At 72.3% G+C, this 26694-nt stretch carries 25 protein-coding genes; 15 read left to right on the top strand and 10 right to left on the bottom strand.

Features of this window, described 5'->3' with window-relative positions:
* Positions 1-172 precede the first annotated feature (172 nt).
* Positions 173-1663 (top strand): hypothetical protein, encoded by a 1491-nt coding sequence (locus ACFVT2_RS25680; protein WP_390021674.1) that lies wholly within the window; start codon positions 173-175, stop codon positions 1661-1663.
* Positions 1664-1747: 84 nt separating this feature from the next.
* Here ACFVT2_RS25680 and erpA read toward each other — a convergent pair whose 3' ends face one another.
* Positions 1748-2101 (bottom strand): iron-sulfur cluster insertion protein ErpA, encoded by a 354-nt coding sequence (gene erpA / locus ACFVT2_RS25675; protein ID WP_351474286.1) that lies wholly within the window; start codon positions 2099-2101, stop codon positions 1748-1750.
* 329 nt (positions 2102-2430) lie between these two features.
* Between erpA and nadA the strand changes: the two genes are divergently transcribed.
* Positions 2431-3630 (top strand): quinolinate synthase NadA, encoded by a 1200-nt coding sequence (nadA, locus tag ACFVT2_RS25670; RefSeq protein WP_390021672.1) that lies wholly within the window; start codon positions 2431-2433, stop codon positions 3628-3630.
* A 73-nt stretch (positions 3631-3703) separates the two neighbouring features.
* Here the strand turns inward: nadA and ACFVT2_RS25665 are convergent, their stop codons facing one another.
* Together ACFVT2_RS25665 and ACFVT2_RS25660 are read right to left on the bottom strand one after the other, a co-directional pair.
* On the bottom strand, positions 3704-5137 hold the full coding sequence (locus ACFVT2_RS25665; RefSeq protein WP_390021671.1) for a hypothetical protein: 1434 nt from the start codon (positions 5135-5137) through the stop codon (positions 3704-3706).
* A gap of 62 nt (positions 5138-5199) precedes the next feature.
* The gene (locus ACFVT2_RS25660) at positions 5200-5517 is read right to left on the bottom strand and encodes a hypothetical protein (RefSeq protein ID WP_390021669.1); all 318 of its coding nucleotides are present in this window, start codon (positions 5515-5517) and stop codon (positions 5200-5202) included.
* 193 nt (positions 5518-5710) lie between these two features.
* Between ACFVT2_RS25660 and ACFVT2_RS25655 the strand changes: the two genes are divergently transcribed.
* From ACFVT2_RS25655 to ACFVT2_RS25635, 5 genes are all read left to right on the top strand, one after another.
* Entirely contained in the window at positions 5711-6556 is an 846-nt protein-coding gene (locus ACFVT2_RS25655; protein ID WP_390021668.1) for a helix-turn-helix domain-containing protein, read from the top strand.
* Positions 6535-6732, top strand: coding sequence for a DUF397 domain-containing protein (locus ACFVT2_RS25650; RefSeq protein WP_390021666.1), 198 nt, complete (start codon positions 6535-6537; stop codon positions 6730-6732). The genes ACFVT2_RS25655 and ACFVT2_RS25650 overlap by 22 nt, the downstream gene beginning before the upstream one ends.
* A gap of 39 nt (positions 6733-6771) precedes the next feature.
* Positions 6772-6969 (top strand): DUF397 domain-containing protein, encoded by a 198-nt coding sequence (locus ACFVT2_RS25645; RefSeq protein ID WP_390021665.1) that lies wholly within the window; start codon positions 6772-6774, stop codon positions 6967-6969.
* A gap of 245 nt (positions 6970-7214) precedes the next feature.
* The gene (locus ACFVT2_RS25640; RefSeq protein ID WP_390021664.1) at positions 7215-8132 is read left to right on the top strand and encodes an MBL fold metallo-hydrolase; all 918 of its coding nucleotides are present in this window, start codon (positions 7215-7217) and stop codon (positions 8130-8132) included.
* Positions 8133-8335: 203 nt separating this feature from the next.
* Positions 8336-9169: an NAD(P)H-binding protein gene (locus tag ACFVT2_RS25635; RefSeq protein ID WP_390021662.1), complete on the top strand. Its 834-nt coding sequence runs from the start codon at positions 8336-8338 to the stop codon at positions 9167-9169.
* 92 nt (positions 9170-9261) lie between these two features.
* Here the strand turns inward: ACFVT2_RS25635 and ACFVT2_RS25630 are convergent, their stop codons facing one another.
* The 6 genes from ACFVT2_RS25630 to ACFVT2_RS25605 all read right to left on the bottom strand — a co-directional run bounded on the left by ACFVT2_RS25630 (position 9262) and on the right by ACFVT2_RS25605 (position 16764).
* Positions 9262-9759 (bottom strand): cupin domain-containing protein, encoded by a 498-nt coding sequence (locus ACFVT2_RS25630; protein WP_390021661.1) that lies wholly within the window; start codon positions 9757-9759, stop codon positions 9262-9264.
* 364 nt (positions 9760-10123) lie between these two features.
* Complete coding sequence (locus tag ACFVT2_RS25625; protein WP_390021660.1) at positions 10124-13297, bottom strand: efflux RND transporter permease subunit; 3174 nt, start codon at positions 13295-13297, stop codon at positions 10124-10126.
* A gap of 235 nt (positions 13298-13532) precedes the next feature.
* Positions 13533-14219, bottom strand: a complete 687-nt coding sequence (locus tag ACFVT2_RS25620; RefSeq protein ID WP_390021659.1) for a response regulator — start codon at positions 14217-14219, stop codon at positions 13533-13535.
* A 17-nt stretch (positions 14220-14236) separates the two neighbouring features.
* Positions 14237-15526: a sensor histidine kinase gene (locus tag ACFVT2_RS25615; RefSeq protein ID WP_390021658.1), complete on the bottom strand. Its 1290-nt coding sequence runs from the start codon at positions 15524-15526 to the stop codon at positions 14237-14239.
* Between the two features lie 82 nt (positions 15527-15608).
* Positions 15609-15887, bottom strand: coding sequence for a hypothetical protein (locus ACFVT2_RS25610; protein ID WP_275309528.1), 279 nt, complete (start codon positions 15885-15887; stop codon positions 15609-15611).
* 91 nt (positions 15888-15978) lie between these two features.
* Complete coding sequence (locus ACFVT2_RS25605) at positions 15979-16764, bottom strand: PspA/IM30 family protein (protein ID WP_390021699.1); 786 nt, start codon at positions 16762-16764, stop codon at positions 15979-15981.
* A 310-nt stretch (positions 16765-17074) separates the two neighbouring features.
* Here ACFVT2_RS25605 and ACFVT2_RS25600 point away from each other — a divergent pair, with 310 nt between their 5' ends.
* Entirely contained in the window at positions 17075-17671 is a 597-nt protein-coding gene (locus ACFVT2_RS25600; RefSeq protein WP_390021657.1) for a DUF3043 domain-containing protein, read from the top strand.
* Between the two features lie 50 nt (positions 17672-17721).
* Here ACFVT2_RS25600 and ACFVT2_RS25595 read toward each other — a convergent pair whose 3' ends face one another.
* The gene (locus ACFVT2_RS25595) at positions 17722-17934 is read right to left on the bottom strand and encodes a hypothetical protein (protein ID WP_390021656.1); all 213 of its coding nucleotides are present in this window, start codon (positions 17932-17934) and stop codon (positions 17722-17724) included.
* Between the two features lie 222 nt (positions 17935-18156).
* Here ACFVT2_RS25595 and ACFVT2_RS25590 point away from each other — a divergent pair, with 222 nt between their 5' ends.
* The 7 genes from ACFVT2_RS25590 (at position 18157) to ACFVT2_RS25560 (ending at position 26420) form a co-directional block, all read left to right on the top strand.
* Entirely contained in the window at positions 18157-19401 is a 1245-nt protein-coding gene (locus ACFVT2_RS25590; protein WP_390021655.1) for a bifunctional adenosylcobinamide kinase/adenosylcobinamide-phosphate guanylyltransferase, read from the top strand.
* A gap of 62 nt (positions 19402-19463) precedes the next feature.
* Positions 19464-20099 (top strand): class I SAM-dependent methyltransferase, encoded by a 636-nt coding sequence (locus ACFVT2_RS25585; RefSeq protein ID WP_390021654.1) that lies wholly within the window; start codon positions 19464-19466, stop codon positions 20097-20099.
* Positions 20100-20171: 72 nt separating this feature from the next.
* Positions 20172-21218, top strand: coding sequence for a nicotinate-nucleotide--dimethylbenzimidazole phosphoribosyltransferase (cobT, locus tag ACFVT2_RS25580; protein ID WP_390021652.1), 1047 nt, complete (start codon positions 20172-20174; stop codon positions 21216-21218).
* Between the two features lie 107 nt (positions 21219-21325).
* A complete protein-coding gene (locus ACFVT2_RS25575) occupies positions 21326-23074 on the top strand; it encodes a phosphatidylglycerol lysyltransferase domain-containing protein (protein WP_390021651.1) in 1749 nt (582 codons plus the stop codon).
* On the top strand, positions 23071-23805 hold the full coding sequence (locus ACFVT2_RS25570; RefSeq protein ID WP_390021649.1) for a hypothetical protein: 735 nt from the start codon (positions 23071-23073) through the stop codon (positions 23803-23805). Before ACFVT2_RS25575 ends, ACFVT2_RS25570 begins: the two co-directional genes overlap by 4 nt.
* Positions 23806-23917: 112 nt before the next feature.
* Complete coding sequence (locus ACFVT2_RS25565; protein WP_390021698.1) at positions 23918-24685, top strand: adenosylcobinamide-GDP ribazoletransferase; 768 nt, start codon at positions 23918-23920, stop codon at positions 24683-24685.
* Between the two features lie 190 nt (positions 24686-24875).
* A complete protein-coding gene (locus ACFVT2_RS25560) occupies positions 24876-26420 on the top strand; it encodes a leucyl aminopeptidase (RefSeq protein WP_390021648.1) in 1545 nt (514 codons plus the stop codon).
* The last annotated feature ends 274 nt before the right edge of the window (positions 26421-26694 follow it).

The following is a 26694-nucleotide window of genomic DNA, read 5'->3' as shown; positions in this document are numbered from 1 at the left end:
GCGGGGGCGCCCCTTTCGCCGCACACCCCGGGCTGTGAGGGCCGTCACAGGCGGCGCGGGGTGGTGGGGTGTCCGGCGCGCAGGGAACCGCATGCGCCCCCGTTCCGTCCCATCGGCGTCCACCCTGCCGGGTGGCACGTCAGATGACCGGCGGAGCTGAAGGAGCGAAGCGGTGAGCACCGAGGACACCCCGGATACCCAGGACATCCCCCAGGCCCCCCGACCCGAACGGCGCGGGCGGCGCACTCCCCTGGTGGTCGCATCGGTGGCCGGCGCGGTGCTGGCGATCGGGGGCGGCGCGGCCTACTGGGCCTCGTCCGCGTCCGGCGGCACCGATCAGGCCGGTGCGGCCGACGGCGGGCCACCGCCGCTGGCGTTGGACTCCGCGTCGATCGCGATCGGCGAGCCCAGTCCGCACCACGACCAGTACCGCGTGGTGGGCAAGCTCCCCGAGGGCCCGCGATCCGCGCCCGTCTACCGGCCCGCGGGCGGAATCGACCAGTCCGCCGTGGAACGACTGGCGAAGGCGTTGGACGTGGCCGGATCGGTGCGGTCGGACGGCAACTGGTGGACGGTCGGCACGCCGGGCCCCGACGGCCGGGGCACCACGCTGCGGGTCGCCAAGACCGGTGCGGGCAACTGGGTGTTCAGCCGGTTCGGCGGTGGGGGCGGGACCAAATGCCCGCTGACCGACGGCCGGCCGGGCTGCCCCTCGTACCGCGGCGGCACGGACGGCGGGGGCGGGGACACCGGCAGCGGGGACGCCGGCAGTGGGCCGGCGTCCGAGGCGAAGGCCCGGCAGGCGGTCCGGCCGGTGCTGGCGGCGCTCGGCCAGCCGGACGCCCGGCTCGACGCGCACCAGACGTACGCCGCGATGCGGGTGGTGACCGCCGACCCGGTGATCGGCGGGCTGCCGACGTACGGATGGCAGAGTCGGCTCCAGGTCGGCTCGGACGGGCAACTGGTGGGCGGCAGCGGCGAGTTGGCGAACCCGGTGAAGGGCGCGACCTACCCCGTCCGGGACGCCCGGGCGACGCTGGGCGACCTGAACGGCGGCGGCGGCCGGACGATGCGGCCGCTGGCCCACTGCCCCTCGGTGCCGACCTTCCAGCACAAGGACGGCAAGGCACCCCAGGGCGGCGGGATCGCGCCGTGCGAGCCGGACCCGACCGGCAAGCAGCCGGCCTCCGAGGTGACCGGTGCGGTCTTCGGGCTCGCCGCGCGGTACTCGCACGGCGGGGAGGTACTGGTGCCGTCCTGGCTGTACACGCTGCGCACGCCGGGCGCCGGGGGCACGACGGGCAGCACCTCGACGATCGCCGGGACCGCGGTGGACCCGAAGTTCCTGCGCGCCAGCGAGCCGGCGGGGCCGAAGCCGTCCACGCCCGGAACGAGGGCGATGGCACTGTCCGGCTACGAGGTGGCGGACGGCGGCCGGACGCTGACCGTCCACTTCTGGGGCGGGGTGTGCAGCACCTACGAGGCCGGCGTCCAGGAGTCGGGCAGCACGGTGCGGGTCACGGTCACCGGGAAGGACAAGAACCCCGGGCAGATGTGCGTGAAGATCGCCAAGGACTTCAGCAAGACGGTGACGCTGGAGAAGCCGCTGGACGGCCGGAAGGTGGTGGACGCCACATCCGGCAAGACGGTCTCGCTGCGGTGACCGCGCGGTAGGACGCGCGAAAGGCGGCACCCCCGGCCGGGAGTGCCGCCTTTCGCGCGCCGTGGCCCGTGGGCCCGGGCCGGATTAGCTGAAGGAGTCGCCGCAGGCGCAGGAGCCCGTGGCGTTCGGGTTGTCGATCGTGAAGCCCTGCTTCTCGATCGTGTCGACGAAGTCGACGGAGGCGCCGCCCAGGTAGGGGGCGCTCATCCGGTCGGTGACGACCTTGACGCCGTCGAACTCCTTGACGACGTCGCCGTCGAGCGAGCGCTCGTCGAAGAAGAGCTGGTAGCGCAGGCCCGAGCAGCCGCCGGGCTGGACCGCGACGCGCAGCGCGAGGTCGTCCCGGCCCTCCTGCTCCAGCAGGCTCTTGACCTTCGACGCGGCCGCGTCGGACAGGATGATGCCGTCGGTGACGGTGGTCTCGTCCTGAACGCTCATCTACATCTCTCCCGGGTTGTACGGACCGCTTGCCATCGGTTGCGAACAGTTCCAACCGGCGGCGTCCCGGATTAATTCCGGCTGCGCGTGATGTGTCCTTCTCTTTCTTCATGCTCGCACACCGACGGGCGGACACCCCAGGCCCGGCCGGCACGTGGAGCAGCCCGGGAACCTCGCGGCTGATGCGTCACATCGACACTATGGCCATCGTCAAAGTGACGTGAACCAGCTATGATAGATAGCGTCAAATAGACGAAAAGGCGGTGCCGCAGCGCATCCCGCCGTCCCCGCAGAGACCGTCCGCAAGGACTTTCCGCAGAGAAGAGAGGGTGCGTGTCGTGACCACCGCCCAGCCCCTGGACGTCCAGCCGACCCCGCTGGCGCTGCTCCTCCTCGGCCGCGAGGCCGACCCGAAGAGCGAGCGCGGTGTGGACTGCCCCGGTGACCTGCCGGCACCCTCCGACCCGGACCTGGTCGAGCGCGCCCGCGCCGCCAAGGCCAAGCTGGGTGACAAGGTCTTCGTCCTCGGGCACCACTACCAGCGCGACGAGGTCATCGAGTTCGCGGACGTCACCGGCGACTCCTTCAAGCTCGCGCGGGACGCCGCGGCCCGGCCGGACGCCGAGTACATCGTCTTCTGCGGTGTGCACTTCATGGCCGAGTCGGCCGACATCCTCACCGGTGACGACCAGCAGGTGGTCCTCCCGGACCTGGCCGCGGGCTGCTCGATGGCCGACATGGCCACCGCCGAGCAGGTTGCCGAGTGCTGGGACGTGCTGACCGAGGCCGGCGTCGCCGAGCAGGTCGTGCCCGTCTCGTACATGAACTCCTCGGCGGACATCAAGGCGTTCACCGGCAAGCACGGGGGCACGATCTGCACCTCCTCCAACGCCAAGCGGGCGCTGGAGTGGGCCTTCGGGCAGGGGGACCCCGCGACCACCAAGGTCCTCTTCCTGCCGGATCAGCACCTGGGCCGCAACACCGCCGTGCGGGACATGGGCCTGTCCCTGGACGACTGTGTGGTCTACAACCCGCACAAGCCGAACGGCGGACTGACCGCCGAGGAGCTGCGGGCGGCGAAGATGATCCTGTGGCGCGGCCACTGCTCGGTGCACGGCCGCTTCTCGCTGGACTCGGTGAACGACGTCCGTGCGCGCATACCGGGCGTGAACGTCCTGGTCCACCCCGAGTGCAAGCACGAGGTGGTGGCGGCGGCGGACTACGTCGGGTCGACCGAGTACATCATCAAGGCCCTGGAGGCCGCGCCGGCCGGCTCGAAGTGGGCGATCGGCACGGAGTTGAACCTCGTCCGCCGCCTGGCCAACCGCTTCGCGGCCGAGGACAAGGAGATCGTCTTCCTCGACAAGACGGTCTGCTTCTGCTCGACCATGAACCGCATCGACCTGCCGCACCTGGTGTGGACGCTGGAGTCGCTGGCGGACGGCAAGGTCGTCAACCGCATCCGGGTCGACGAGGAGACCGAGCGCTTCGCCAAGCTGGCGCTGGAGCGGATGCTGGCGCTGCCGTAGGGGCGTAGGCGCAGCAGGGCGGGGCGTCCCTTTGGGGCGGCCCCGCCCTCCTGTTTCCGCCGCCTGCTGCCCGCTAGTCGGTGTACTCCACCGTCACCGGCGCGGAGTTGTTCTCCTGGTTGGGGTCGACCACGGGGTCGGAGGGCGCGGAGACCGTGCCCCGGGCGCCGTCGACCCGCTTGTCGATGCGGACCACCAGGGTCGTGCCGTACGCGCCCCAGGGGCAGCTCGCGCCCCCGTCGGCGGGCCGGCAGAAGGTCATTTCGCTGGGGTGGTCCTCGGGGTTCACGCGCACCGCGCTCACGCCCTCGGGGAGCGTCACCCGGACGTCGCCGTCGCCGAAGTTGCGCGGCCACGGCACGCCGACCTCGACGACCTCGCCGACCCTGCCCTTGATGGCGAACCCGACCGCCTGGACGTCGTGGATCTGGTCGGTGTCGAAGGCCAGCTCGCCGCCTGCCATCTCGGCCTTCCAGTGCGCGGACGTCGCGAACCCGTCGCCGCTGCCGTCGACGGGCTTCAGGCCCAGCGGCGCGCCGGTGCCCCGCACGGCCGAGGGCGGCAGCGGATGCGCGTCGGCGAAGCCCTCGTCGTACCGGTCGTGGGCCCGGTACACGGAGTAGCCGAGCTTGCCGTGCATCGCGGTCGCGTCGGCCACCCCGGTGAGCTGCCCGGCGGTCTCGTACGCCGTGCCGGCCTTGAGCGGCCCGGGGAAGGTGCACTCCGCCCGGGTGGGCGCCACGGCCTTGTCGTAGCGGCAGTTGCGGTACTGCGGGCGCAGCGTGGCCTCGGTCGCGACGACCTTCACGAGGACGTCGTCGGCGACGTCGGTGTCCCCCCGGTTGCCGAAGGCGGGGGTCAGCGGCACCTCGGAGCCGGGCTTCACGTCGGTCAGCGGCTTGTTCTGGCGGGCGGTCAGGACGGGCGCGCCGACCACGATCTGTGCGGTGCGCCGGACGGTGGGGGCGTTGGCGCTGGACACGGTGATGGCCATGGGTCCGGCGGGGCCCTTCGGCGCGTCCGGCAGTACGTCCAGCGTGAACGGCGTGAAGCCCGCGCCGAGTTCGACGTCCCCTATGGAGCAGGTGAGCTGGTCGCCGGACCGGACGCATCCGTATCCCTTGTTCACCCCGCCGACCTTCGCCCTGCCGTTGAACGCCGAGAGGTCGAAGGCGACCTTGACGCCCCTGACGGCCACCGGGTCCCCGCCGGGCGTCTTCCCGGTCGCCTGGAGGAAGAACTGGTACTCGGTGGGGCTGTCCTCCTGCCCCGTTCCGGTGGGCCGCGGGAGGTAGTACGTGCGCATCGCGCGGGTGATCGCCAGCCCCGGCTCCGAGGTCCGCTGCGTCGTCTCCGACGCCTGCCGCACCGGCACGGGGGCCGGCTTCCCCGCGTCCGCGGCGGGCGGCGCGCCGCAAGCGGCCGCCCCTAACGCCAGCCCGGCCAACAGGACGGCGGCCTTCGGCCCCGGCCGGGGCCGCCGCACACTCACTCGTGATGACTTCATGGGAGTCCAGACCACGCAGCGGCTCGAACGGTTGCACGATGCACGGAGGGGACGCCAACCCGTTACCCGGCCTCGTCGTGGTCGTCGTGGTCACCGGGCTCCGGCAACCGCTCGCCCCGGCTGACGGCGATCCGCCGGACGTCGCGCAGCGCCGCGCGCAACCCGGCGACCAGCCCGCGCAACTCCGGCCGGCCGGCCTCCGCTCCGGGCAGCGGGTCGGTTGCCGCGAGCAGCTTCCCGGCGGCGGCGAGCATCTCCTCCTCCACGTCGTCGGCGAGCAGCGACATCCGGCTGTGCGGATCGTCCGTGATGAGGAAGCACGGTGCCCCGTCGTCCCGGGTCCAGGGCAACAGCCGCGGCGGAAGGGTGGGTTGGGCCATGAAGAGCTGTCCTTTCGGCGGGCTCCGCCCCCTGGCGCGGGTCACGCTTGCGGGGGCTGGAGTTCGGATCTCGGCTGTGCTTACCGTCTGTATCGGCATCGTCGCGCTACGGGACATGGCCCCAACAGGCGCGCGCCGTCCCCGCGTTGAGAGCGGGAACATTCGAAAGCCCGAAAGCCCGAAAGGCGGCACAGTGAAGTTCGCACCCAAGTACCTGACCCCGTACGTATCGGCCCGGCACTACTTCGGCTCGGAGCTGCGCCGCCACCGCGAGGAGGTCAGGATGTCGCTGGTACAGCTGGCCGACATCGTGAACTCCAGCAAGAGCAATCTGGCCCGCGTCGAGACGGCGGAGATGATGCCGCCGCCGGAACTCCCGTCCGCCCTGGACGCGGCGTTCGGCACGGGCGAGCACTTCCACGGGCTGTACCAATTGGCGAAACGGGAGGTGCATCCGGATCAGTACCGGCGGTTCATGGACTGCGAGACGCAGGCCGTGGTCATCGAGAACTACGAGCCGCAGGTGGTTCCGGGGCCCTTCCAAACGGAGGCATACGCCCGTGCATTCCTGAGCTGCCAGCGTGACCTCTCGGCAGAGCAGGTCGAGGAACTGGTTACCGCCCGGATGACCCGCCAGGAACGACAGCGTTCGGAGGCACCGCCGCACCGGTGGGCAATCATCGACGAGGCCGTGCTCCGGCGCCGGATGGGCTCCAGGGAGTGCATGCACAAACAGCTGGCTCGGCTGCTTGAAGAGGCAGATACTCCCAACAGTAGGGTTCAGGTGATGCCGTTCGCCGCGGGTGGGCACTCGATGATGGGCGGCGCACTGACCCTGCTGACACTTCCCAACGATTCCACTGTGGCCTATGAAGAGGGCATCAAGGCCGGCCACCTCTATGAGGATGCAGGAGCCGCGAGGAAGTGGCGGTGGCAGTACGAAGAACTGCGAGCGAACGCCCTCTCGCTGGTGGAGTCAGCGGAGTTGATCCGGAAGGCGATGGAGGACTACAGGCCATGCGACACAGCCCCGAACTGAGCACCGCCCACTGGCGGAAGAGCAGCTACAGCAACTCCAACGGGGGCAACTGCGTCGAGATCAGCGAGGACTTCCCCGGGATCGTCCCCGTCCGCGACAGCAAGACCCCCAACGGTCCCACGCTCATCCTCCCGACCACCGCCTGGACAGCCTTCGTCCAGACGCTCAAGGGCTGAGGCAGAAAGCCGAGAACGCGCGATGGAGGACTACCAGCCGTGCGACACACCCCCGAACTGAGCACCGCCCGCTGGCGCAAGAGCAGTTACAGCAACACCAATGGCGGGGAATGCGTCGAGATCGCCGACCACTTCCCCGGCGTCGTCCCCGTCCGCGACAGCAAGACCCCCGACGGCCCCACGCTCATCCTCCCGGCCGCCGCCTGGACGGCGTTCGTGGAAACGCTCAAAGGCTGACGCAGACACCCAGACAGCGCAAGAAACCCCAGGCCAGCCCGTCCCGACCCACTGTCGGGACGGGCTGACGCCTTTGCGTTTGGCGCAGGCATGACAACATGCGCCTGAATCCGCCGTGAGAGACGCTGTGACCAGCAGAAACAAGACTCGGCACCCCTTCCTCTTTCCGGGCGCGCCGGGGCAACCTCGTGCCCCGGGGAACCAACGGGCCCGGCAGGGCACAGGGTCAAGGAGGCAGACGGACCGTGAACACCACAGAGGACGACCGGTCGGCGCCCTTAACGGGGGACGGCAGCGGCGACTGGTACGTGGACGACCGGTGCACCAACTGCGATGTGGCGCGGCAGCTCGCGCCGGAGCTGATCGAGGAGGTCGGTGGCCGGTCCGAAGTGGTCCGGCAGCCGCGCGGGGCGGCGGAGGAGCAGCGGATGCACGCGGTGGCGTTCGCCTGTCCGACGCGCTCGGTGCGGCGGCGCGGCGGTCGGGTGGCGGCGGAGTGGGACCCGTTCCCGTTGCGGCTGGACGACGCGGTGAGCTTTTGCGGGCACAACTCGCGGCACACCGCCGGGGCCAACGCGTACCTGCTGCGGCGGCCGGGCGGGACGCAGATGATGATCGACACCCCGCGCTACAGCGAGGCCCTGGCGGCCCGCTTCGAGGCGGACGGGACGGTGACCGACGTCCTGCTCACCCACCGGGACCACGCCGCGCACGGCCGCCGCTACGCCGACCGCTTCGGCGCCCGGCTGTGGATCCACGAGGGCGACCTGGACGCGGCCCCGGACGCGGACCGGGTACTGCGGGGCACCGATCCCGTAGAGGTCGCCGAGGGCGTGGTGGTCCACCCCCTGCCCGGTCACACCCAAGGAAGCGTGCTCTACGTCGCGGACGAGCGGTACTGCTTCAGCGGAGACAGCTTCTACTGGTCGCGGGCCACCGGGGACGTCGAGGTGGCGGAGAGCGTCACCTGGTACTCCATCACCGAGCTGGCCGCGTCGCTGGCCCGGACCACCGGCCGGCTGCGCTTCGAGTGGCTGCTCCCCGGGCACGGGGACCGGACGCGGCTGCCGGCGGCCGAAATGGCCCGGCGGATGCGGGAGTTGACGGCCCGGACGCAGTCACTGCGGCCCCGGCCGGTGGACTTCACGGCGGTCCGGTGGTGAGGGGGGCCGGGACGGGCCGGTGAGACGGGAGCCCCCGCGGCCGTCGGGTGCGGATGCCGTTGGCGAATTCGGGGCCCGGTGTCGGCGTACACGTGAACAAACGTGCCCAGCAGCCCGGATGGCCAAGGGGCTCCTTGACCTAAAGCGCGATTGAGGTTCTAGCGTCTCGTCTGGTTGATCATCTGACGACGGGAGACACGCTCATGATCCTCGTGACCGGAGCCACCGGAAACATAGGCAGTGCCCTGCTCAAGGAACTGCACGCACGCGGTGTCGGTCCGCTCAGAGGGCTCACCCGTGATGCCGCGCAGGTCGTCTTCCCTGAAGGGGTCGAGGCCGTGGAGGGCGACTTCGCGGAGCCGGCGTCGTTGAAGCCCGCGCTGGACGGGGTGCGCTCGCTGTTTCTTGTGTCGCGTCTGGGCTCGGACGCCGACATCCTCGAAGCTGCCCGGCAGGCGGGTGTGGAGCATGTCGTGCTGGTGTCGTCGATTACCGTCCAGACCCACCCCCGCCTCGGCCCTGCCGGCGAGAACCTGGCGGTGGAGCAACTGCTCAAGGCAAGCGGCATGGCCTGGACGATTCTGCGGCCGACGCAGTTCGCCTCGAACGCCCTCATGTGGGCGGCTTCCATCCGTGGCCACGAGACCGTACGCGCGCCGTACGCGGACACCGCACTGCCAACCATCCACCCTGCGGACATCGCGTCGGTGGCGCGGGTGGCACTTACCGAGCCCGGCCACCAGGGGCACACGTATGCCTTGACCGGTCCGGAGCCGGTGACCGCCCGGCAGCAGGTCGAGGCCATCGCGACAGCCCTAGGCCGAGAGGTTCCCTTCGCCGAGATCAGCCGCCAGGAGGCCCACGCACAGATGGCGACGGTCTTCGGGACAGAGGCCGCGGACGCGGTGCTCGACGTCACAGGCGGAGACGTGAACGACGAGTTGCTGATGGTGCGCGACACGGTTTCACAGGTCACTGGAACGCCGGCCCGCCCGTTTCAGCAGTGGGCTTCGGAGAACGCCAACGCCTTCCACTGAATCGCCTGAGCCTCAGTACGTTGATCCGTGCTCGGCCTGCGCCGGGGGGCGCGACGTGCGGCGCAGGTGGACCAAGGTGACCAGTATCCGGGTTATCCGCGGGCGGCGTCCCAGACCGCGCTGGTCCCGAAGTAGGAGTCGTACAGTTCCTGGACTTCGAGAAGGCTCTCCGGCGGCACCTTGCCGTAGCGGATGCGGTCGAGATGGCGGAAGTACTCGAAGCGCTCCACCCCGGGCGTGATGATGACGAGCATGTCCGCAATCTCGCCGGGCGCGGCGGCAAAGGCATGCTGCGTGCCGGGCGGTACGACGACCACGTCTCCGCGCTCCGCGGTAACTACTTGATCGCCGGACAGTAGCTGGGCGGTGCCATCGAGGACATAGAACATCTCGGCGGACTTGCCGTGGTGGTGCGGACGGGCGCCGTTCGCGCCCTTGCCGAGGGTGACACGCATGCTGGAGAGCGCGCCGCCCGTGGCGGGGCTGTCGACGAGCAGCTGGTTGGTCACCGGGCCACCCACGCCTGTCAATTCGGCGTCAGCAGCGCGTACGACGACGGTTTCGTCGAAGTCGGGGATGAAGAGAGACATCGCTTGCTCCTGAAATGTTGATCACGCCGAAACGTACGTCAGGCGCCAGGCCGAAGGCCACAGCGGCTTCTGCCGGACAGTGCTCACCAGCCGAACGGTCAGGACAGCATGCCCCGGTTTCCATGGCCGGCAACGCTGTAAGACCCGGCTCCAACACCAGTTCACCGCAGCCTCGATCAACCTCTCCCGCCTCGATGCCTGGACCGCGGACAGGCCCGGGCCCGCACCCGGACCTCCCACCTGGCAGCACTTCGTCCCGCCGGATGAATCCGACGGGACGAAGTGTTCAAGCCCCGAATTCGCCAACAGCGGCCGTCGGGTGCGGTCGCGGGGGCTCCGTGGGGTTACGCGGTGCGGGTGGGCGTCACACCCCGGCCGGCTCCGGGGTCCGGTCGGCGTCCGCGGGGGCCGCGGTACCGCCGTCCGTCCCGGCCCGCTTGGCCGCCTTCTTCTTCGCCCGGCGCTCCTTGCGGAGCTCGATGATCGCGTAGAGCGTCGGGACGAGGAGGAGGGTGAGCAGGGTGGAGGTGATCAGGCCGCCGATCACGACCACGGCCAGCGGCTGGGAGATGAAGCCGCCGTCGCCGGTGATGGACAGCGCCATCGGCAGCAGCGCCATGATCGTGGCCAGGGCGGTCATCAGGATCGGGCGGAGGCGGTGCCGGCCGCCCTCGATGACCGCTTCGACGACGCCGTAGCCCTGTGCCCGGTACTGGTTGATCAGGTCGATCAGCACGATGGCGTTGGTGACCACGATGCCGATCAACATCAGCATGCCGATCATGGCCGGGACGCCCATCGGGGTGCCGGTGGCGACCAGCAGGCCGATCGCGCCGGTCGCCGCGAACGGGATGGAGATGAGGAGGATCAGCGGCTGGACGATGGAGCGGAAGGTGCCCACCAGCAGCAGGAAGACGATCGCGATGGCCGCCAGCATGGCCAGGCCGAGGTTGCCGAACGCATCGGACTGGTCCTGGGAGACGCCGCCGACGGTGGCGGTGGCGCCGGCCGGCAGCTTCAGCGAGTTGATCTTGCTCTGGAGCTTGGTGGAGATCGCGCCGGTGTTGTCGCCGGTCGGCTTGCCGCTGACGGTCGCCGAGCGGGCACCGTCGATCCGGGTCATCTGGACCGGGCCGGCCACGGTCTTGACGGTGGCGAGGTCACCGAGCCGGGCCATCCCGGACGGGGTCGGCAGCGGCAGGTCCTTCAACTGGGCCTCGGTGGTGGCCGGGTGGGCCGACTTGATCACCACGTCGCGCTCGGTGTCGTCGAGCACGGCCTTGCCGCTGGGGGTGCCGTTGACCGCCTGGGCGACGGCCTGGCCGAGCGTGGCCTGGGTGTAACCGGCCGCGGCGGCCTTCTCGTTGGGCGTCACGGAGATCCGCGGCACGCTCTGCGACAGGTCGCTCTGGACGTCGGTGACGTGGTCCAGGCTCGCGACGGCCTTCCGGACCTGCTCGCTGGCCTGCGCCAGGACGTCGGCGTCGCCGGCCTTGACGACGACGCTGAGGTTCTGGTTGCCGAAGCCGCCGCCGCCCGAGGAGACGGAGGCGTCGCCGGCGGCCGGGCCGAGCTTGGCCAGCTCGGCACGGAGGTCCTCGGTGACCTTGTCGGAGTCGGCGGAGCTCTTGAGCTTGACCTGGTAGCTGGCCTGGTTGGCGGCGGAGCCGCCGCCGAAGGCCGCCATCATCCCGGAGGAACCGACGGTGACCTGGTAGTCCTGCACGTCCTTGTCGGCCGCGAGCACCTTCTCGACCCGCTTGGCCTGCGCGTCGGCCGCGCTCAGGCTGGTGCCCGGCTTCAGCTCCTGCTTGATGCTCAGGGTGTCCTGCTTGCCCTGGTCGAAGAAGGTGGTCTTGACCAGCGGGGCCATGCCGAAGGTACCGAGGAGGACCACCACGGCGATCAGCAGGCTGATCGCGCGACGGCGGGTGGCGAACCGCAGCACCGGGACGTAGAGCCGCTGCAACGCGCTGCGGGCCTCCTTCTCCTCGGCCTTGCGGCGCAGTTCCTCGGGGTCGGCGCCCTCCGGGAGCTGCGGGGCGCGCAGGAACCAGTACGACAGGACCGGCACCACGGTCAGCGAGACCAGCAGCGAGGACAGCAGGGCGACGGTGACGGTGATGGAGAAGGAACCGAAGAGGGCGCCGACCATCCCGCCGACCACACCGATCGGGAGGAAGACCGCGACGGTGGTGAGGGTGGAGGAGGTGATCGCGCCGGAGACCTCCTTGACGGCGGTGAGGATGGCCTCGCGGCGCTCCTCGCCGTAGCCGAGGTGCCGCTTGATGTTCTCCAGGACGACGATCGAGTCGTCGACGACGCGGCCGATGGCGATGGTCAGCGCGCCGAGGGTGAGCATGTTGAGGGAGAGGTTCCCGGTCCACAGCACGATCAGCGTGATGACCACGGACAGCGGGATGGAGACCGCGGTGACCAGGGTCGAGCGCAGGCTCAGCAGGAAGACCAGGATCACGATCACGGCCATGGCCAGGCCGAGCAGGCCCTCGGTGGTCAGCGACTCGATGGACTTGGAGACCTGCGGGCCCTGGTCGGAGGCGACGGTGACGCTCGCGCCGGCGCCCAGGTCCTTGCGGATGCCGTCCAGCTTGCCCTTGACGGCGTCGGAGATGGCGACCGCGCTGCCGTCCTGGTTCATCGTCACGGTGACCGAGAGGCTGGGCTTGCCGTCGGTGCGGGTGATCGAGGTCGGGGTGGCCGACGCCTCCTTGACGGTGGCCACGTCGCCGAGCCGGACCGGCTTGCCGCCCTGGCCGCCGCCCATCGGGCCGGCCGCCGGGGTGACCATCAGGTCCCTGATCTGCGCAACCGAGGTGAATCCGGCGCCGACCTGCACGGTCTTGCTACGGCCGTCCTCGGAGAAGGCACCGGCCGGCACCGACGTGCCGTTGGCCTGGAGCGCCTGGCCGAGCGCGGCGGAGTTCAGGCCCGCGGCGGCCATCTTCGCCTGGTCCGGGGTGACCGCGACGATCCGGTCCTGCACGCCGCCGACGTTGACCTGGCCGACGCCGTCGATGTTCTTCAGGTCCGGGACGACGCTGCGGTTCAGCTGGTCGGCGAGGGTCTGCTGGTCCTTCGTCGTGGAGGAGACGGCGAGGACGACGGTGGGCAGGTCGTCCGTGCCGCCGGAGACCACCTGCGGGTCCACGTCCTTGGGCAGCTTGGCCCGGGCCCGGTTGACGGCCTGCTGGACGTCGGCGACGAGGGTCTTGGAGTCGTTGCCGTAGTCGAACTGCGCCATGATGACGCCGGAGCCCTCGCTCGACGTCGAGGTGACGCTCTTGATGCCGTTGACCGCCTGGATGCCGTTCTCCAGCGGCTCGACCACCTGCTTCTCGACGACATCGGGCGAGGCGCCCTGGTACGGGGCGATCACGGAGACCATCGGCAGGTCGATGGACGGCAGGAGCTGCTGCTTGAGCTGCGGGATCGCGATGGCGCCGAAAGCGATCGCCACGATCGACATCAGCGCTATCAGGCCCCGTTGTACGAGGCTGATTCGGGACAGCCAGGACATGGGTAGGGGTCTCTCTCTTCGGTTCAGAAAAGCGGGTACCGGGGGCGGGGAACGGCGGCGGGAGCCGTGTTCGGGCCCGGCGGGAGGGCCGACACCGGCCCACTTACACCCTCCGCCATGGCCAGGCCGGTTTTCCTCGCTCGCAGGTCGGTTTCCGGCCGCCGCCCGTACCGCGTTCGGAGTACGGGGGGCTCCACCCGTCCTGCACCCCTGGGCGTACGGGCCCGGCCCGCGCTCAGTGCGCCCGCGGGCGGACCAGTCCCGACTCGTAGGCGATGACCACCAGTTGGGCCCGGTCGCGGGCGCCGAGCTTGGCCATCGCGCGGTTGACGTGCGTCTTGACGGTGAGCGGGCTGACGTCCAGCTGCTCGGCGATCTCGTCGTTGGACAGTCCGCCGGCCACCAGAACCAGCACCTCGCGCTCCCGGCCGGTGAGCGTGGCCAGCCGCTCGGTGCCCGCGCCGCCGCGCCGGTCCCCGTCCGCGCCGTCGCCCTGTGCGAGGAACCGGGCGATCAGGCCCTTGGTCGCGGCGGGCGAGAGCAGCGCCTCCCCGCCGGCCGCGATCCGGATCGCGTGCAGCAACTCGTCCGGCTCGGCGCCCTTGCCGAGGAAGCCGCTGGCGCCGGCCCGCAGCGACTGCACGACGTAGTCGTCGACCTCGAAGGTGGTGAGGATGACCACCCGGACACCGACCAGTTCCGGGTCCTGGCTGATCAGGCGGGTGGCGGCCAGGCCGTCGGTGCCGGGCATCCGGATGTCCATCAGGACGACGTCGGGGCGCTCGGTGCGGGCCAGCTCGTACGCCTGCGCCCCGTCGGACGCCTCGCCCACCACCTGCATGTCCGGCTCGGAGTCGACCAGGATGCGGAACGCGCTGCGCAGCAGCGTCTGGTCGTCGGCCAGCAGCACTTTGATGGTCATCCGCGTCGCCCTCGCGCTCATGTCGTCCCGCCGGTACGCGCGCCGCCCAGCGGCAGGGTGACCCGCACCTGGAAGCCACCCACCGCGCGGGGGCCGGTGACGACCGTGCCGCGCAGCGCCTGGACGCGTTCGCGCATCCCGATCAGACCATGGCCGCCGCCGGCCTCCGGCACGGCCCCCGCCCCCGGGGCGGCCGAGGCGTGCGATCCGGCGCCGCGGCCGTCGTCCTGGACGGTCACGGTCAGTGCGCCCTCGGTGCGGATGATCCGCACCGCGGCGCGGGCGCCGTCGCCGGCGTGCTTGTGGACGTTGGTCAGCGCTTCCTGGACGACCCGGTAGGCGGTCAGGTCCACCGAGGCGGGCAGCGCGGGCTGCGGTGCGGGCGGCAGTTCCAGGGCGACCGGCAGGCCGGCCCGGACGAATCCGTCGATCAGCTGGTCCAGGACGCCGAGGCCGGGCGCCGGCTCGGTGGGCGCCCTCGGGTCGTCGGACTGGCGCAGCAGCCCGACCGTGGCGCGCAGCTCCTCCAGCGCCGACCGGGACGCCTCCCGGACGTGCGCCAGAGCTTGTTTGGCCTGATCGGGGCGGTTGTCCATGACGTGTGAGGCGACCCCGGCCTGCACGTTGACCAGGGCGATGTGGTGGGCGACCACGTCGTGCAGTTCGCGGGCGATGCGCAACCGCTCCTCGGCGACCCGGCGGCCGGCCTCCTCCTCACGGGTGCGCTCGGCGCGTTCGGCCCGCTCGCGGATGGCGTCCACGTAGGCCCGGCGGCTGCGGACCGCGTCGCCGGCGGCCGCCGCCATCCCGGTCCAGGCGAGGATCGCCACGTTCTCCTGGGCGTACCAGGCGCGGTGCCCGAAGAACATCGCGGCGGCTGTCAGCACCACGCAGGTGAGCGCGCCGATCCGCCAGGTGGTGGGCCGGTCGGTGCGGGAGGCCACGGTGAACAGGGCGATCACCGCCGCGCCGGCGACCGGGGCGCGCGGGGCGCTGGACTGGGCGACCAGTTCGACGATGGTCAGCGCGCCGGTCACGGCCAGCACCGTGCGGGGCAGCCGGCGGCGCAGCATCAGCGCGCCGCAGGCGAGGGCGGCCAGCACCACCGTGGTGGCGGTGAGCTCGTGGGCGGCGAACCGGGGCAGGTGCGTGCCGTGCGGGCCGTGCGGCCCGGCCACCGCCCCGCACAGGATCGCCACGAACGCCACCGCCGCGACGGCGGCGTCGAACGCGAGCTGGTGCGTCCGGTGCCACTGGCGGAGCCGGGCGACGCGGGTCGCGTCCTGGGCTGCAACGGGGACTGTCACGGGAGGCAACGGTAGCGCCCCGGTCCCCTCAAGGGGCCGGGGCGCTGTCCGTAGTGCGCTGGGGTGCGGTGTGCCGGCGGGCTCAGCCCGGGATCAGACCGTCGTCGCTGAGCATCTCCCGGACCTCTTCCAGACTGGCGTCCGGGGCGGGCAGGATCAGCTCGGAGGGTTCCAGGGCGTCGTCAGGCAACGGGGTGCCGAGGCGGCGGACGGAGTCCAGCAGGGCACCGAGGGTGCGGCGGAACCCGGCTTCGTCGCCGCTCTCCATCTCGGCGAGCAGTTCGTCGTCCAGCTTGTTGAGCTCGATGAAGTGGGCGTCATCCAGCTTCACCTGGCCCTCCCCCATGATCCGTACGATCACGACGGTCTCCCTTGTTCCGACTTCTTCCGATCGGGCGGGGTCGCGGCGTCGGCGTCGGACCGCACCGTGCGGAGCGGTCCGGCGCCGTCGGTCACTGCTTGTCGAGACGCGGGTGCTGCTGCTGCGGGGCCTGCTGGGCGGCACCGCCCTGGCCACCCTCGATGGCCTGCTGCTGGGCGGACGGGCCGCCCGCCAGCTCGGCCTTCATCCGCTGCAACTCCAGCTCGACGTCGCTGCCGCCGGAGAGCCGGTCGAGCTCGGCAGTGATGTCGTCCTTGGCCATACCGGTCGGATCGTCCAGCGCGCCGGAGGCCATCAGTTCGTCGATGGCACCGGCCCGGGCCTGGAGCTGCGCGGTGCGGTCCTCGGCCCGCTGGATCGCCAGACCGACGTCGCCCATCTCCTCGGAGATGCCGGAGAACGCCTCACCGATCCGGGTCTGCGCCTGGGCGGCCGTGTACGTGGCCTTGATCGTCTCCTTCTTCGTACGGAAGGCGTCGACCTTGGCCTGGAGCCGCTGCGCGGCCAGCGTGAGCTTCTCCTCCTCGCCCTGGAGCGTCTGGTGCTGCGTCTCCAGGTCGGTGACCTGCTGCTGCAACGCGCTGCGCCGGGTCAGCGCCTCGCGGGCCAGGTCCTCGCGGCCGAGCGCCAGCGCCTTGCGGCCCTGGTCCTCCAGCTTGGTGGACTGGCCCTGGAGCTGGTTGAGCTGTAGCTCCAGGCGCTTGCGGGAGGTCGCCACGTCGGCGACGCCGCGGCGTACCTTCTGCAGCAGTTCGAGCTGCTTCTGGTACGAGTAGTCGAGGGTCTCGCGCGGGTCTTCAGCCCGGTCAAGGGCCTTGTTGGCCTTCGCGCGGAAGATCATCCCCATCCGCTTCATGACACCATCGCTCATGGGCCTCGCGCGCCCCCTTCTGGCCGACTTGCATCGGGCTTAGGCTCCAGCACATCTACAGACCCCACAGTACGGGCCTTGGTTCCATTACCGCACTGTTCGGGCCCGGATGCGCTCCTCCTCCAGGACGATCAGACCGTCCGGCTTCTCCAGCCCAGGGAGTAGAGCGGCCCCGAAGTACTGCCGGACCGCCCGGTCTGTCCGCATGTGCCCCCGCGGTATGGCCGGTGCCGTTGCCGGATCGTTCCCCGTCGACCCATGGCTCATTCCCGGCAAGCACGTACTCTTGGGTGTTGTGTTCCGAAGCCGTTCGAAGGATGAGCAGGCCGCAGCCGCCAAGGTGACCGCGTCCCAGCCCCAGCAGCCCCGCGACCCGCAGGCCCCCAAAGGCCGCCCGACGCCCAAGCGCAGCGACTCCCAGTCGCAGCGCCGCACCCGTGCGCAGACACCGAGCAACCGCAAGGACGCCGCGAAGGCGCAGCGGGAGGCCCGCCGCGCCGACATGGCCCGCCAGCGCGAGGCCCTGGCCAACGGCGACGAGCGCTACCTCCCGGTGCGTGACAAGGGACCGGTGCGTCGTTTCGCCCGGGACTACGTCGACTCCCGGTGGTGCGCGGCGGAGTTCTTCCTGCCGGTGGCCGTGCTGATCCTGGTGCTGACCATGATCCGGGTCCCGCAGATGCAGAACCTCGCACTGCTGCTGTGGCTGGTGATCATCGTGTTGATCGTGCTGGACTCGGTGGTGATCTGGGTCCGGCTGGGCAAGCGACTCCAGGAGCGCTTCCCCAAGGAGAACGTCAAGGGCGCCCGCGCCTACGCCGTGATGCGCACGCTCCAGATGCGCCGGCTGCGGCTGCCGAAGCCGCAGGTCAAGCGCGGCCAGCGGCCCTGAGCCCGGACGGCTTACGGACGGGGGCCGGCGGCGCCGGCCCCCGCCGCGCCTCACTCCTCGTCGGCGTGCAGGCTCATCGGCCCGGCGTAGATCTCCGTGCTGTCCTCGAACAGCCGGACCTGGTCGACGCCGCCGTCGCGGAGGTCGCGCCACTGCTCCCCGACCCAGGACTCGGCGTCCCCCTGGGTCGTGAACTCCTCCGGTTCCACGGTGGGCACCGCCTCCGAACCGTCCGCCTTCTCGAACCGCCACGTCCACGCCATGTGCGCCTCCTGGAGTCCCACCGGGTCCGCCGGGTCCGCCGATCCCGCTTGCGTACGCCGGGGACCCGCCGTACGCCGTGCCTGCGGATCGTGCTTGCCCGCTTGATCGGAAGCCTAACGGCCGTGTCGAGGGGTGCCCCGGCCCGCTCCGGAAGCCCGGGCGGCGGTGCCACCGGGCGCCCCGCCGCGCTGGTGCAGGCCGGACGCGAGAGACTTACCCGGGTGGACCTGACTCTTCTCGGCACCGGGGCCCCGCAGGGGCTGCCGCGCCCCGACTGTCCGTGCGCCGCCTGCGCGACCGCGGTCGGCGACGCGGCACGCGCGGCGACCGCCCTGCTCATCGACGGCGCGCTGTTGATCGACCTGACCCCGGGCCCGGCGTTCGCCGCCGCCCGCGCCGGCCGGTCACTGGCCGGGGTCCGCCAGGTCCTGCTCTCCCATCCGCACGACGGGCCGGCGCTGGAGGTGCCGGCGGGGCTGCCGCAGCCGGGCCGGGTCGCCGACGGGCGGGAGCTCGCGCTGCTGGACGGGCACCGGGTGCGGGCGGTCGCGGTGGACGTCCCCGGCACCGGCTACGAGGTCACCGGCGGCGACGGCGAGCGGCTGCTCTACCTGCCGCCGGGCGCGGCACCCGCCGGGCTGGCCGAGACCCACGGCGGCCCCGGCAACGGGTCCGCGGCACCGGGCGGCCCCGGACCGTACGACCTGGTGCTGCTGGACGTGGTGGCGCGGCCGGACGCGCTGGCCCGGCTGCGGGCGAGCGGCGCGGTGGACGCGGCGACCGACGTGGTCGCGGTGCACCTGGACCACACCGTGCCGCCCGGGCCCGAACTCCACCGCCGGCTGGCGGCGCTGGGCGCCCGCGCGGTGCCGGACGGCGCCTCCCTGGTGGTCGGCGAGTACCACGCGGTGCCCGACCTCCCGCGCCGGACGCTGGTGCTGGGCGGGGCGCGCAGCGGTAAGTCGGTGGAGGCCGAGCAGCGGCTGCTGGCGTTCCCCGAGGTGGTGTACGTGGCCACCGGCGGCACCCGGGAGGGGGACGAGGACTGGGCGCAGCGGGTGGCGCTGCACCGCGAGCGGCGCCCGGCGGGCTGGCGGACCGTCGAGACCTGTGACCTGGTGCCGCTGCTGGCGGAGCCCGCGACCGCGCCGCCGCTGCTCATCGACTGCCTGGCGCTGTGGCTGACGCACGCCATGGACGAGGCCGGGGCGTGGGACGACGCGACCTGGGAGGCGGGCGGCCGGCGGGCGCTGCGGGAGCGCTGCGACGCGCTGGTGACGGCCGTGCGGGAGACCCGGCGGCGGGTGGTGGCGGTGAGCAACGAGGTCGGTTCGGGGGTGGTCCCGGCGACCCCGGCGGGCCGCCGTTTCCGCGACGAACTCGGCCGGCTGAACGCCGCGTTCGGTACCGAGTGCGAGCAGCTGCTGTGGGTGGTCGCGGGCCAGGCGCTTGCGCTGCGCGGCTGACGGCGGCCCGGCGCGGCCCGTGTCCGCTTGCCCGGGGGCACCGCGGCGGGTGCGCTGGGAAGGTGACCGAACTCTCCCGTCATGACGGGTATCCCTTCCTTTTGCCGCTGCCACCCGCCGGGTGCCCCGGTCCGGGCGGTCCCGGCGAGCTGAGCGCCACCGCCGAGGCGGCCGTCCGCGGCTATCTGGCGCGCCGGCCGGACGCCACCGTGGTGGTGCTCGGCGAGGGCCTGGGAACCGGCTTCCGGCGACTGGACAACGGGCGGCTGACCTGGCTTTCGGTGCTGCCGCCCGGGGACGCGGCGGCCCGCCGGCTGCTCCTGCCGGACGGCCCCCGCTGGCGCACCGTGGGCCGCCCGGGACCCGGCGCCGACTGGCCGGCGCTGGTGGACACACCGGAGCGCGGGGTGGTCGTGGCGGTGCCCGGGACGCCCGCGGGTCTGTCGGCGGGCGCGGTGCGGGAGCTGGTGACGGTGTGTGCGGTGCGGTTCCCCGGCGGGGCGCTGGTGGTGGACGCGCTGCCCCGATGGGCGGCGGCGGTGGCCCGGTCGGCCCGTCGCCACCCGGCCGTCGCCGCGGTGCGCGCCCTCCCCCTGTCGGTGGGCCGCCCGCCGGCCGGCCGGTCCCGTCGGTGGCGGCGGTGGCCGTTGCGGACGGTGGTGTGCGAGGTGCGGTTCGCGGCCCGGGGCGCCGCCTGACGAGCCGTCGGCGGTGTCGGCCGGGGCCCGTAGCGCGCCCGTCGCCGCGCCGTTGCCGGTAATCTGCGCCCAATGAGCGCCCTGAACCTCGATGACTTCTCCCAACTGATCGAGCGCCCCGACGGCGACGTGCGCCGTGCCGCCGAGGATCGGCGGGCCCGGACGGCCGTGCCGCCCGGCGCCCTGGGACGGCTGGACGACCTGGGCGGGTGGCTGGCCGCCGTACAGCAGCGGGTGCCGGTGCGGCCCGTCGAGCGGCCGCGGGTGCTGCTGTTCGCCGGCGACCACGGCGTGGCGCAGCTGGGCGTCTCGGCCCGGCCGGCCGGTGGCGCCAAGGACCTGGTGCGGGCCGTCCTGGACGGGGCGAGCCCGACGGCCGTGCTGGCGCGCGACGCCGGGGTGCCGGTGCGGGTGGTGGACATGGCGGTGGACTGCGATCCGGCGGAGCTGCCGGACGAGGTCACCCGGCACCGCGTCCGCCGGGGTTCGGGGCGGATCGACGTCGAGGACGCGCTGACCGCCGAGGAGGCCGAGGCGGCGTTCCGGGCCGGTATGGCGGTTGCCGACGAGGAGGCGGACGCCGGCACCGACCTGGTCGTCCTGGGCGATCTGAGCGTGGGCGGCACCACCGCCGCGGGCACCTTGATCGCCGCGCTGTGCGGGACGGACGCCTCGGTCGTCACCGGGCGGGGCGGCCGGCCGATCGACGATCTGGCCTGGATGCGCAAGTGCGCCGCGATCCGGGACGCGTTGCGCCGGGCCCGGCCGGTCCTGGGCGACCAGTTGGCGCTGCTGGCGACCGTCGGCGGCGCCGACCTGACCGCGACCACCGGCTTCCTGCTCCAGAGTGCGGTGCGCCGTACCCCGGTGATCCTGGACGGCGTGGTGTCCGCGGCCTGTGCCCTGGTGGCGCAGCGGGCGGCGTTCCGGGCGCCGGACTGGTGGGTGGCCGGGCAGGCGAGCGGGGAACCGGCGCAGGCCAAGGCGCTGGACCGGATCGCACTCAACCCTCTGCTCGATCACGGCGTCACAGCGGGCGAGGGGACCGGGGCCCTGCTGGCCCTGCCGTTGGTACGGGCGGCGGCCGCCCTGGCCGCGGAGCTTCCGGTGCACGACTGATCCACCGGACGCGCCCGCGCACCGCCCGCCCGTGACCGCACCACACCGGTCCGGCGACGGCTCCCCATAAGATCGCGTTTTGCACGTTTTTATCGGGAGACATCGCTTTGAGTCCGGAGGAAGAGCGCCCCCACGGCCGATGGGCGCGGCGCGGCGCCGCGTTCGGGATCTGGTACCTGCGCACCGTCGCCTTCATCAACGTCCTCGGGGCGGTGTGGGTGTCGTTCGGCAACGACATCCGGCGCCACAACGCCGCGGACTTCTTCACGCCGTACCTGCTCACCGCGGGGTTCGCCTCGGGCGCCTTCTCGCTGTTCCTGGCGGTGACGCTGCGGCGCCGGAAGCGGGCGGCGTGGATCCTGAACCTGGTGCTGTCCGGGCTGTTCCTGCTGCTGGTGGCCGTGGTGATGGTGCTCGCCCCGGAGTACCGGGCGCATCCGCAGAACTGGCTTTCGCTGGCGCTGACGCTGCTGTTCACGGCGTCCCTTGTGGCCGGGCGGCGGGAGTTCTACGCCAAGGGCGACCGGGCCAACCCCAAGCTGGCGGCGCTGACCGCGGGCGGCGGGCTGCTGGTCGCCTCCCTGCTGGCGGCGCTGCTGGTGACGGTCACCAACGACGCCCCGGGCGCCTCGACGTTCGGTGAGCGCTGGCGGTACGGCCTGCTGCGGCTGGTGTCGCTGGCCGCCGACGACCGCGGGTTCCCCGGGATCGCCACCCCGAACTGGGTCAACGGCACGATCAACGTGCTCAGCGCGGCGCTGCTGGTGGCGGTGTTGTGGGCGGCGTTCCGGTCGGTGCGGAGCACTGATCCGATCACCGCGGAGGACGAGGAGCGGTTGCGGGGGCTGCTGGCGCGGCACGGTGACCGGGATTCGCTGGGGTATTTCGCGCTGCGGCGGGACAAGAGTGCGGTGTTCTCGCCCAGTGGGAAGGCTGCGGTGACGTACCGGGTGGTGGGTGGGGTGTCGTTGGCGTCCGCCGATCCGTTGGGCGATCCGGAGGCGTGGCCGGGGGCGATCGAGCGGTGGTTGGCCGAGGCCCGGGAGCACGGCTGGGCGCCGGCGGTGATGGGCGCGAGCGAGGAGGGCGGCACGATCTACGCCCGGCACGGGCTGGACGCGTGGGAGTTGGGCGACGAGGCGATCGTCGAATGCGCGGAGTTCACGTTGGCCGGCCGGGCCATGCGTACCGTGCGGCAGGCGTACCACCGCATCGAGCGGGCCGGCCACACCGTGCGGATCCGGCGGCACGAGGACATCCCCGCGCAGGAGATGGCGCGTCTGGTGCGGCTGGCGGACGACTGGCGCGACGGCGACACCGAGCGGGGCTTCTCGATGGCGCTGGGCCGGCTGGGCGACCCCGCGGACGGCCGGTGCGTGATGCTCGAATGCACCGATGCCGAGGGCGAGTTGCGGGCCCTGTTGAGCTTCGTGCCCTGGGGGGCGAAGGGGCTGTCGCTGGATCTGATGCGGCGGGACCGGGATTCGGACAACGGGCTCATGGAGTTCATGGTGCTGGAGCTGATCCAGCGGGCGGGCGAGGTGGGGATCACTCAGCTCTCGCTCAACTTCGCGATGTTCCGCTCCGTCTTCGAACGGGGATCGCGGCTCGGCGCGGGCCCGGTGCTACGCCTGTGGCGCTCGTTGCTCGGCTTCTTCTCCCGGTGGTGGCAAATCGAATCGCTCTATCGCGCCAACGCGAAATACCGACCCGTCTGGGAACCCCGGTACATGCTCTTCGAGAAGAGCACCGATGTACTGCGGATCGGCATCGCCGCGGCCCGCGCCGAAGGCTTCCTCGAAGCGCCAGGTCTGCCGAAGTGGCTGAACCGCAAGCATTTGGAGCACGGGAGATGAGCGAGCCCGGGGGGAGACGGGGGACGGTGCCCGCCCTGCGGCGCGCCGCGCGTACCGAGTGGGGCCCGCTCCTGCGGACCGTGTGGCCGACGCTGGTGGGACGCCGGCTCCGGGCGATCCCGCTGACCCTGTTCGCGGTGTGCCTGACGCTGACCTTCCACTTCGTGCAGAACCAGTCCTGGGGCTACCGGCCCGTCCAGGACATCGGCTCGGTGCAGGCGTACGAGCACCTGTGGTTGGCGCTGCTGCGGACCCCGCTGTCGCTGTTCGTGCCGGCGCTGGACCTGCCGGTGTGGGGCGCGCTGGTGCAGATCCTGGTGGTGTTCGGGATCGCCGAGATCTGCCTCGGCCGGTGGCAGACGCTGCTGGTCGCCTACGCGGCCACGCTCGCCGGGACGATGTACGCCCGGATCGGCCTGTGGCTCGGCCCGGACAGCCCGATCGGGCTGTCGGACGTCGACAAGTTCGTGGTCGACACCGGCCCGTCGGCGGCGGTGGTCGGCCTGGCGGTGGTCGTCTGCTGGCGCTACCGGGCCCGCTTCACCTGCGTCGGGGTGGTCGTCGCGATGCTCGTCGAGGTGGCGTTCATCAAGAACAACCTGGCGGGCAAGGAGCACGTCGCGGCGTTGCTGGTGGTGTTGGTGCTGTGCGTGGTGTGGGACTGGTGGCGGCCGCGGAAGCCGTGGGACGTCCAGTACGCCCGGGGCCGGGACCGGCACCGGCCCTGGTGAGCGGCCCGGGCGGGCGCGTCCGCCGCGCGGCCGCCCCGGGTACCCTGCCGCGGTGACCGACACCGCACCCGTACCTCCCTCCCCTGACTCCCCCGGCTCCCCCGGCTCCCCCTTGCACGGTCTCCGGTTCGCGTTCGGCACGTTGACCGTGCTGCCGGTGCGGGTGACCCGCTGGGACCGGGCCGCGGCCCGCGGCGGGATGCTGTGCGCGCCGGTGGCCGGGCTGGTGGTCGGGCTGTGCGCGGCGGCGCTCGGCGGGGCGCTGTTGCTGCTGGGCGGCGGGCCGCTGCTGGCCGCGATCGGCAGTGCCGTGGTGCCGGCGGTGCTCACCCGCGGTCTGCACTTGGACGGGCTCGCGGACACCGCCGACGGCCTGGGCAGCGGCAAACCGGCCGAAGAGGCGCTGCGCATCATGAAGCAGTCCGACATCGGGCCGTTCGGCGTCATCACCCTGCTGTTCGCGCTGCTCGCCCAGGTGGCCGCGCTGTCCGGGCTGTATGCGGCGGGCTGGGCGGCCGGCGCGGTCGGGGCAGTGGTGGCGGCGGTCACCGCCCGCGGCGCACTGACCCTGGCCTCCCGGGCGGGGGTGCCGGCGGCCCGTCCGGAGGGGCTGGGCGCGGCGGTCGCCGGAACCGTTCCGGTGCCGGCGGCGGTGGGGTGCGCGGCGCTGGTGGCGGCCGGCTGTGCGGCGTTCGGCTCCGGGGCCGGCGGACCGTACGGGGCACTGCACGCGGGGCTGGCCGCGCTGCTGGGGCTGGCGGCCGGGGAACTGCTGCTGCGGCACTGCCGGCGGCGGTTCGGCGGGGTGACCGGTGATGTCTTCGGCGCCCTCGCGGAGAGCGCCGGACTCACCGCGCTGGTACTGCTCACCCTCGGCTGAACATCCGACGGAACCGACAACTCGGCAATATGGCGGGATAGTTGACGCATCCGCCCGGTGTCGGCCGACGCCTCCTCAGGTCCCGGTGCCGTAACCGGCCGGGCCAGGAGGCGCCGCCGAGCGTAGGCTCGGCCGCAGCAGCGCGTACGCGCGAAACGGATTCCCCGGACGGAACAGGATTTTCATCACCGTGACTGCACTGACCCTCAGTACTTCTTCCGCCGCAACGGTGCGCGCGGATGCCGTCGTCGTCGGCGTGGCCAAGGGCGCCAAGGGCGTCGTGGTGGCCCCCGGCGCCGAGGCCGTGGACAAGGCGTTCGGCGGCAAGCTCGCCGCCGTGCTGGAGACCCTCGGCGCGAGTGGTGCCGAGGGCGAGGTGACCAAGCTGCCCGCAGCCGACGGCATCAAGGCGCCGGTCGTGCTGGCGGTCGGCCTGGGCGACGCCCCGGCCAAGGACGACTCCTACGACCACGAAGCACTGCGCCGCGCGTCGGGCACCGCCGCCCGGGCGCTGGGCGGCGCCAAGAAGGCGGCCTTCGCGCTGCCGGTCGAGCACGCCGGGGCGGCCGCCGCGGTGGGCGAGGGCGCGCTGCTGGGCGCGTACACCTTCACCGCGTTCCGCAGCAACGGCGCGAACGGCAAGGGCGCCAAGGCCCGGAAGAACGACGCCAAGTCGGAGCCGCTGGGCGAGGCCACGGTCCTCGGCGGCAAGCCGCGGGACAAGGAGTTCAAGGCCGCCGCGGAGCGCGCCCAGGTGCTGGCCTCGGAGATCAACCGCGCCCGCGACCTGATCAACACGCCCTCCAACGCCCTGGACCCCAAGCAGTTCGCGGCCGAAGCGCAGGCCGCCGCCAAGGAGTTCGGCCTCACCGTCGAGGTGCTGGACGAGAAGGCGCTCAAGAAGGGCGGCTACGGCGGCCTGATGGGCGTCGGCCAGGGCTCGGAGGCGCCGCCGCGGCTGGTGCGGATCGCGCACACGCACGCCGACGCGGAGCGCACGCTGGCGCTGGTCGGCAAGGGCATCACCTACGACTCGGGCGGCATCTCGCTCAAGCCGGCCGGCCACAACGAGACCATGAAGTGCGACATGAGCGGTGCCGCCGCGGTGTTCGCCACGGTGGTCGCCGCCGCCCGGCTGGACCTCCCGGTGAACGTCACCGGCTGGCTGGCGCTCGCCGAGAACATGCCGTCCGGCTCCGCCACCCGCCCCGGTGACGTGCTGACCATGTACAGCGGCAAGACCGTCGAGGTGCTCAACACCGACGCCGAGGGCCGGCTCGTCCTGGCCGACGCGCTGACCCGGGCCTCGGAGGAGGCGCCGGACGCGATCGTCGACGTGGCGACGCTGACCGGGGCGATGGTGCTGGCGCTGGGCCACCGCCACTTCGGGATCATGGCGAACGACGACGCCTTCCGTACCTCGATCCACGAGATCGCCGAGGAGGTCGGCGAGGAGTCCTGGCCGATGCCGATGCCCGCCCACCTCCGCAAGGGCATGGACTCCCCGGTCGCCGACATCGCCAACATGGGCGAGCGGATGGGCGGCGGCCTGGTCGCCGGGCTCTTCCTGAAGGAGTTCATCGGCGAGGGCATCGCCTGGGCGCACCTGGACATCGCCGGCCCGGCCTTCCACGAGGGGGCGCCCTGGGGCTACACCCCCAAGGGCGGCACCGGCTCCTCGGTCCGCACCCTGCTGCGGCTGGCCGAGCGCACGGCCGAGGGCGACCTGGGCTGATCCGGCCGCTCGGTCCACCGTGCCGGCGACGGCCCCGGGTCTCGCCCGGGGCCGTCGGTACGCTTGCCGCATCGTGTTCGCCCTCGACGAAATCCTCCCACCCGTCACCCGCCACCACCCTTCCCAGGTGGCGCTTCGCGCCGCTGTACCTTTTCGTACACAGGCGCAACCCCGATGGGGCGGCTGATCGGCCGCCCGGAGCCCGGCCCCGCGTCCCGCCTTCGTTGAACAAGTGCGAAGATGGGTTCTCGGCAGGACAGGGCCCCCCTTACCA

This window comes from Streptomyces sp. NPDC058000 (assembly GCF_042886435.1).
GTDB lineage: Bacteria > Actinomycetota > Actinomycetes > Streptomycetales > Streptomycetaceae > Streptomyces.
Note: the sequence above shows the minus strand (reverse complement) of the source record. Positions and strands in the feature narration are given on the sequence as shown.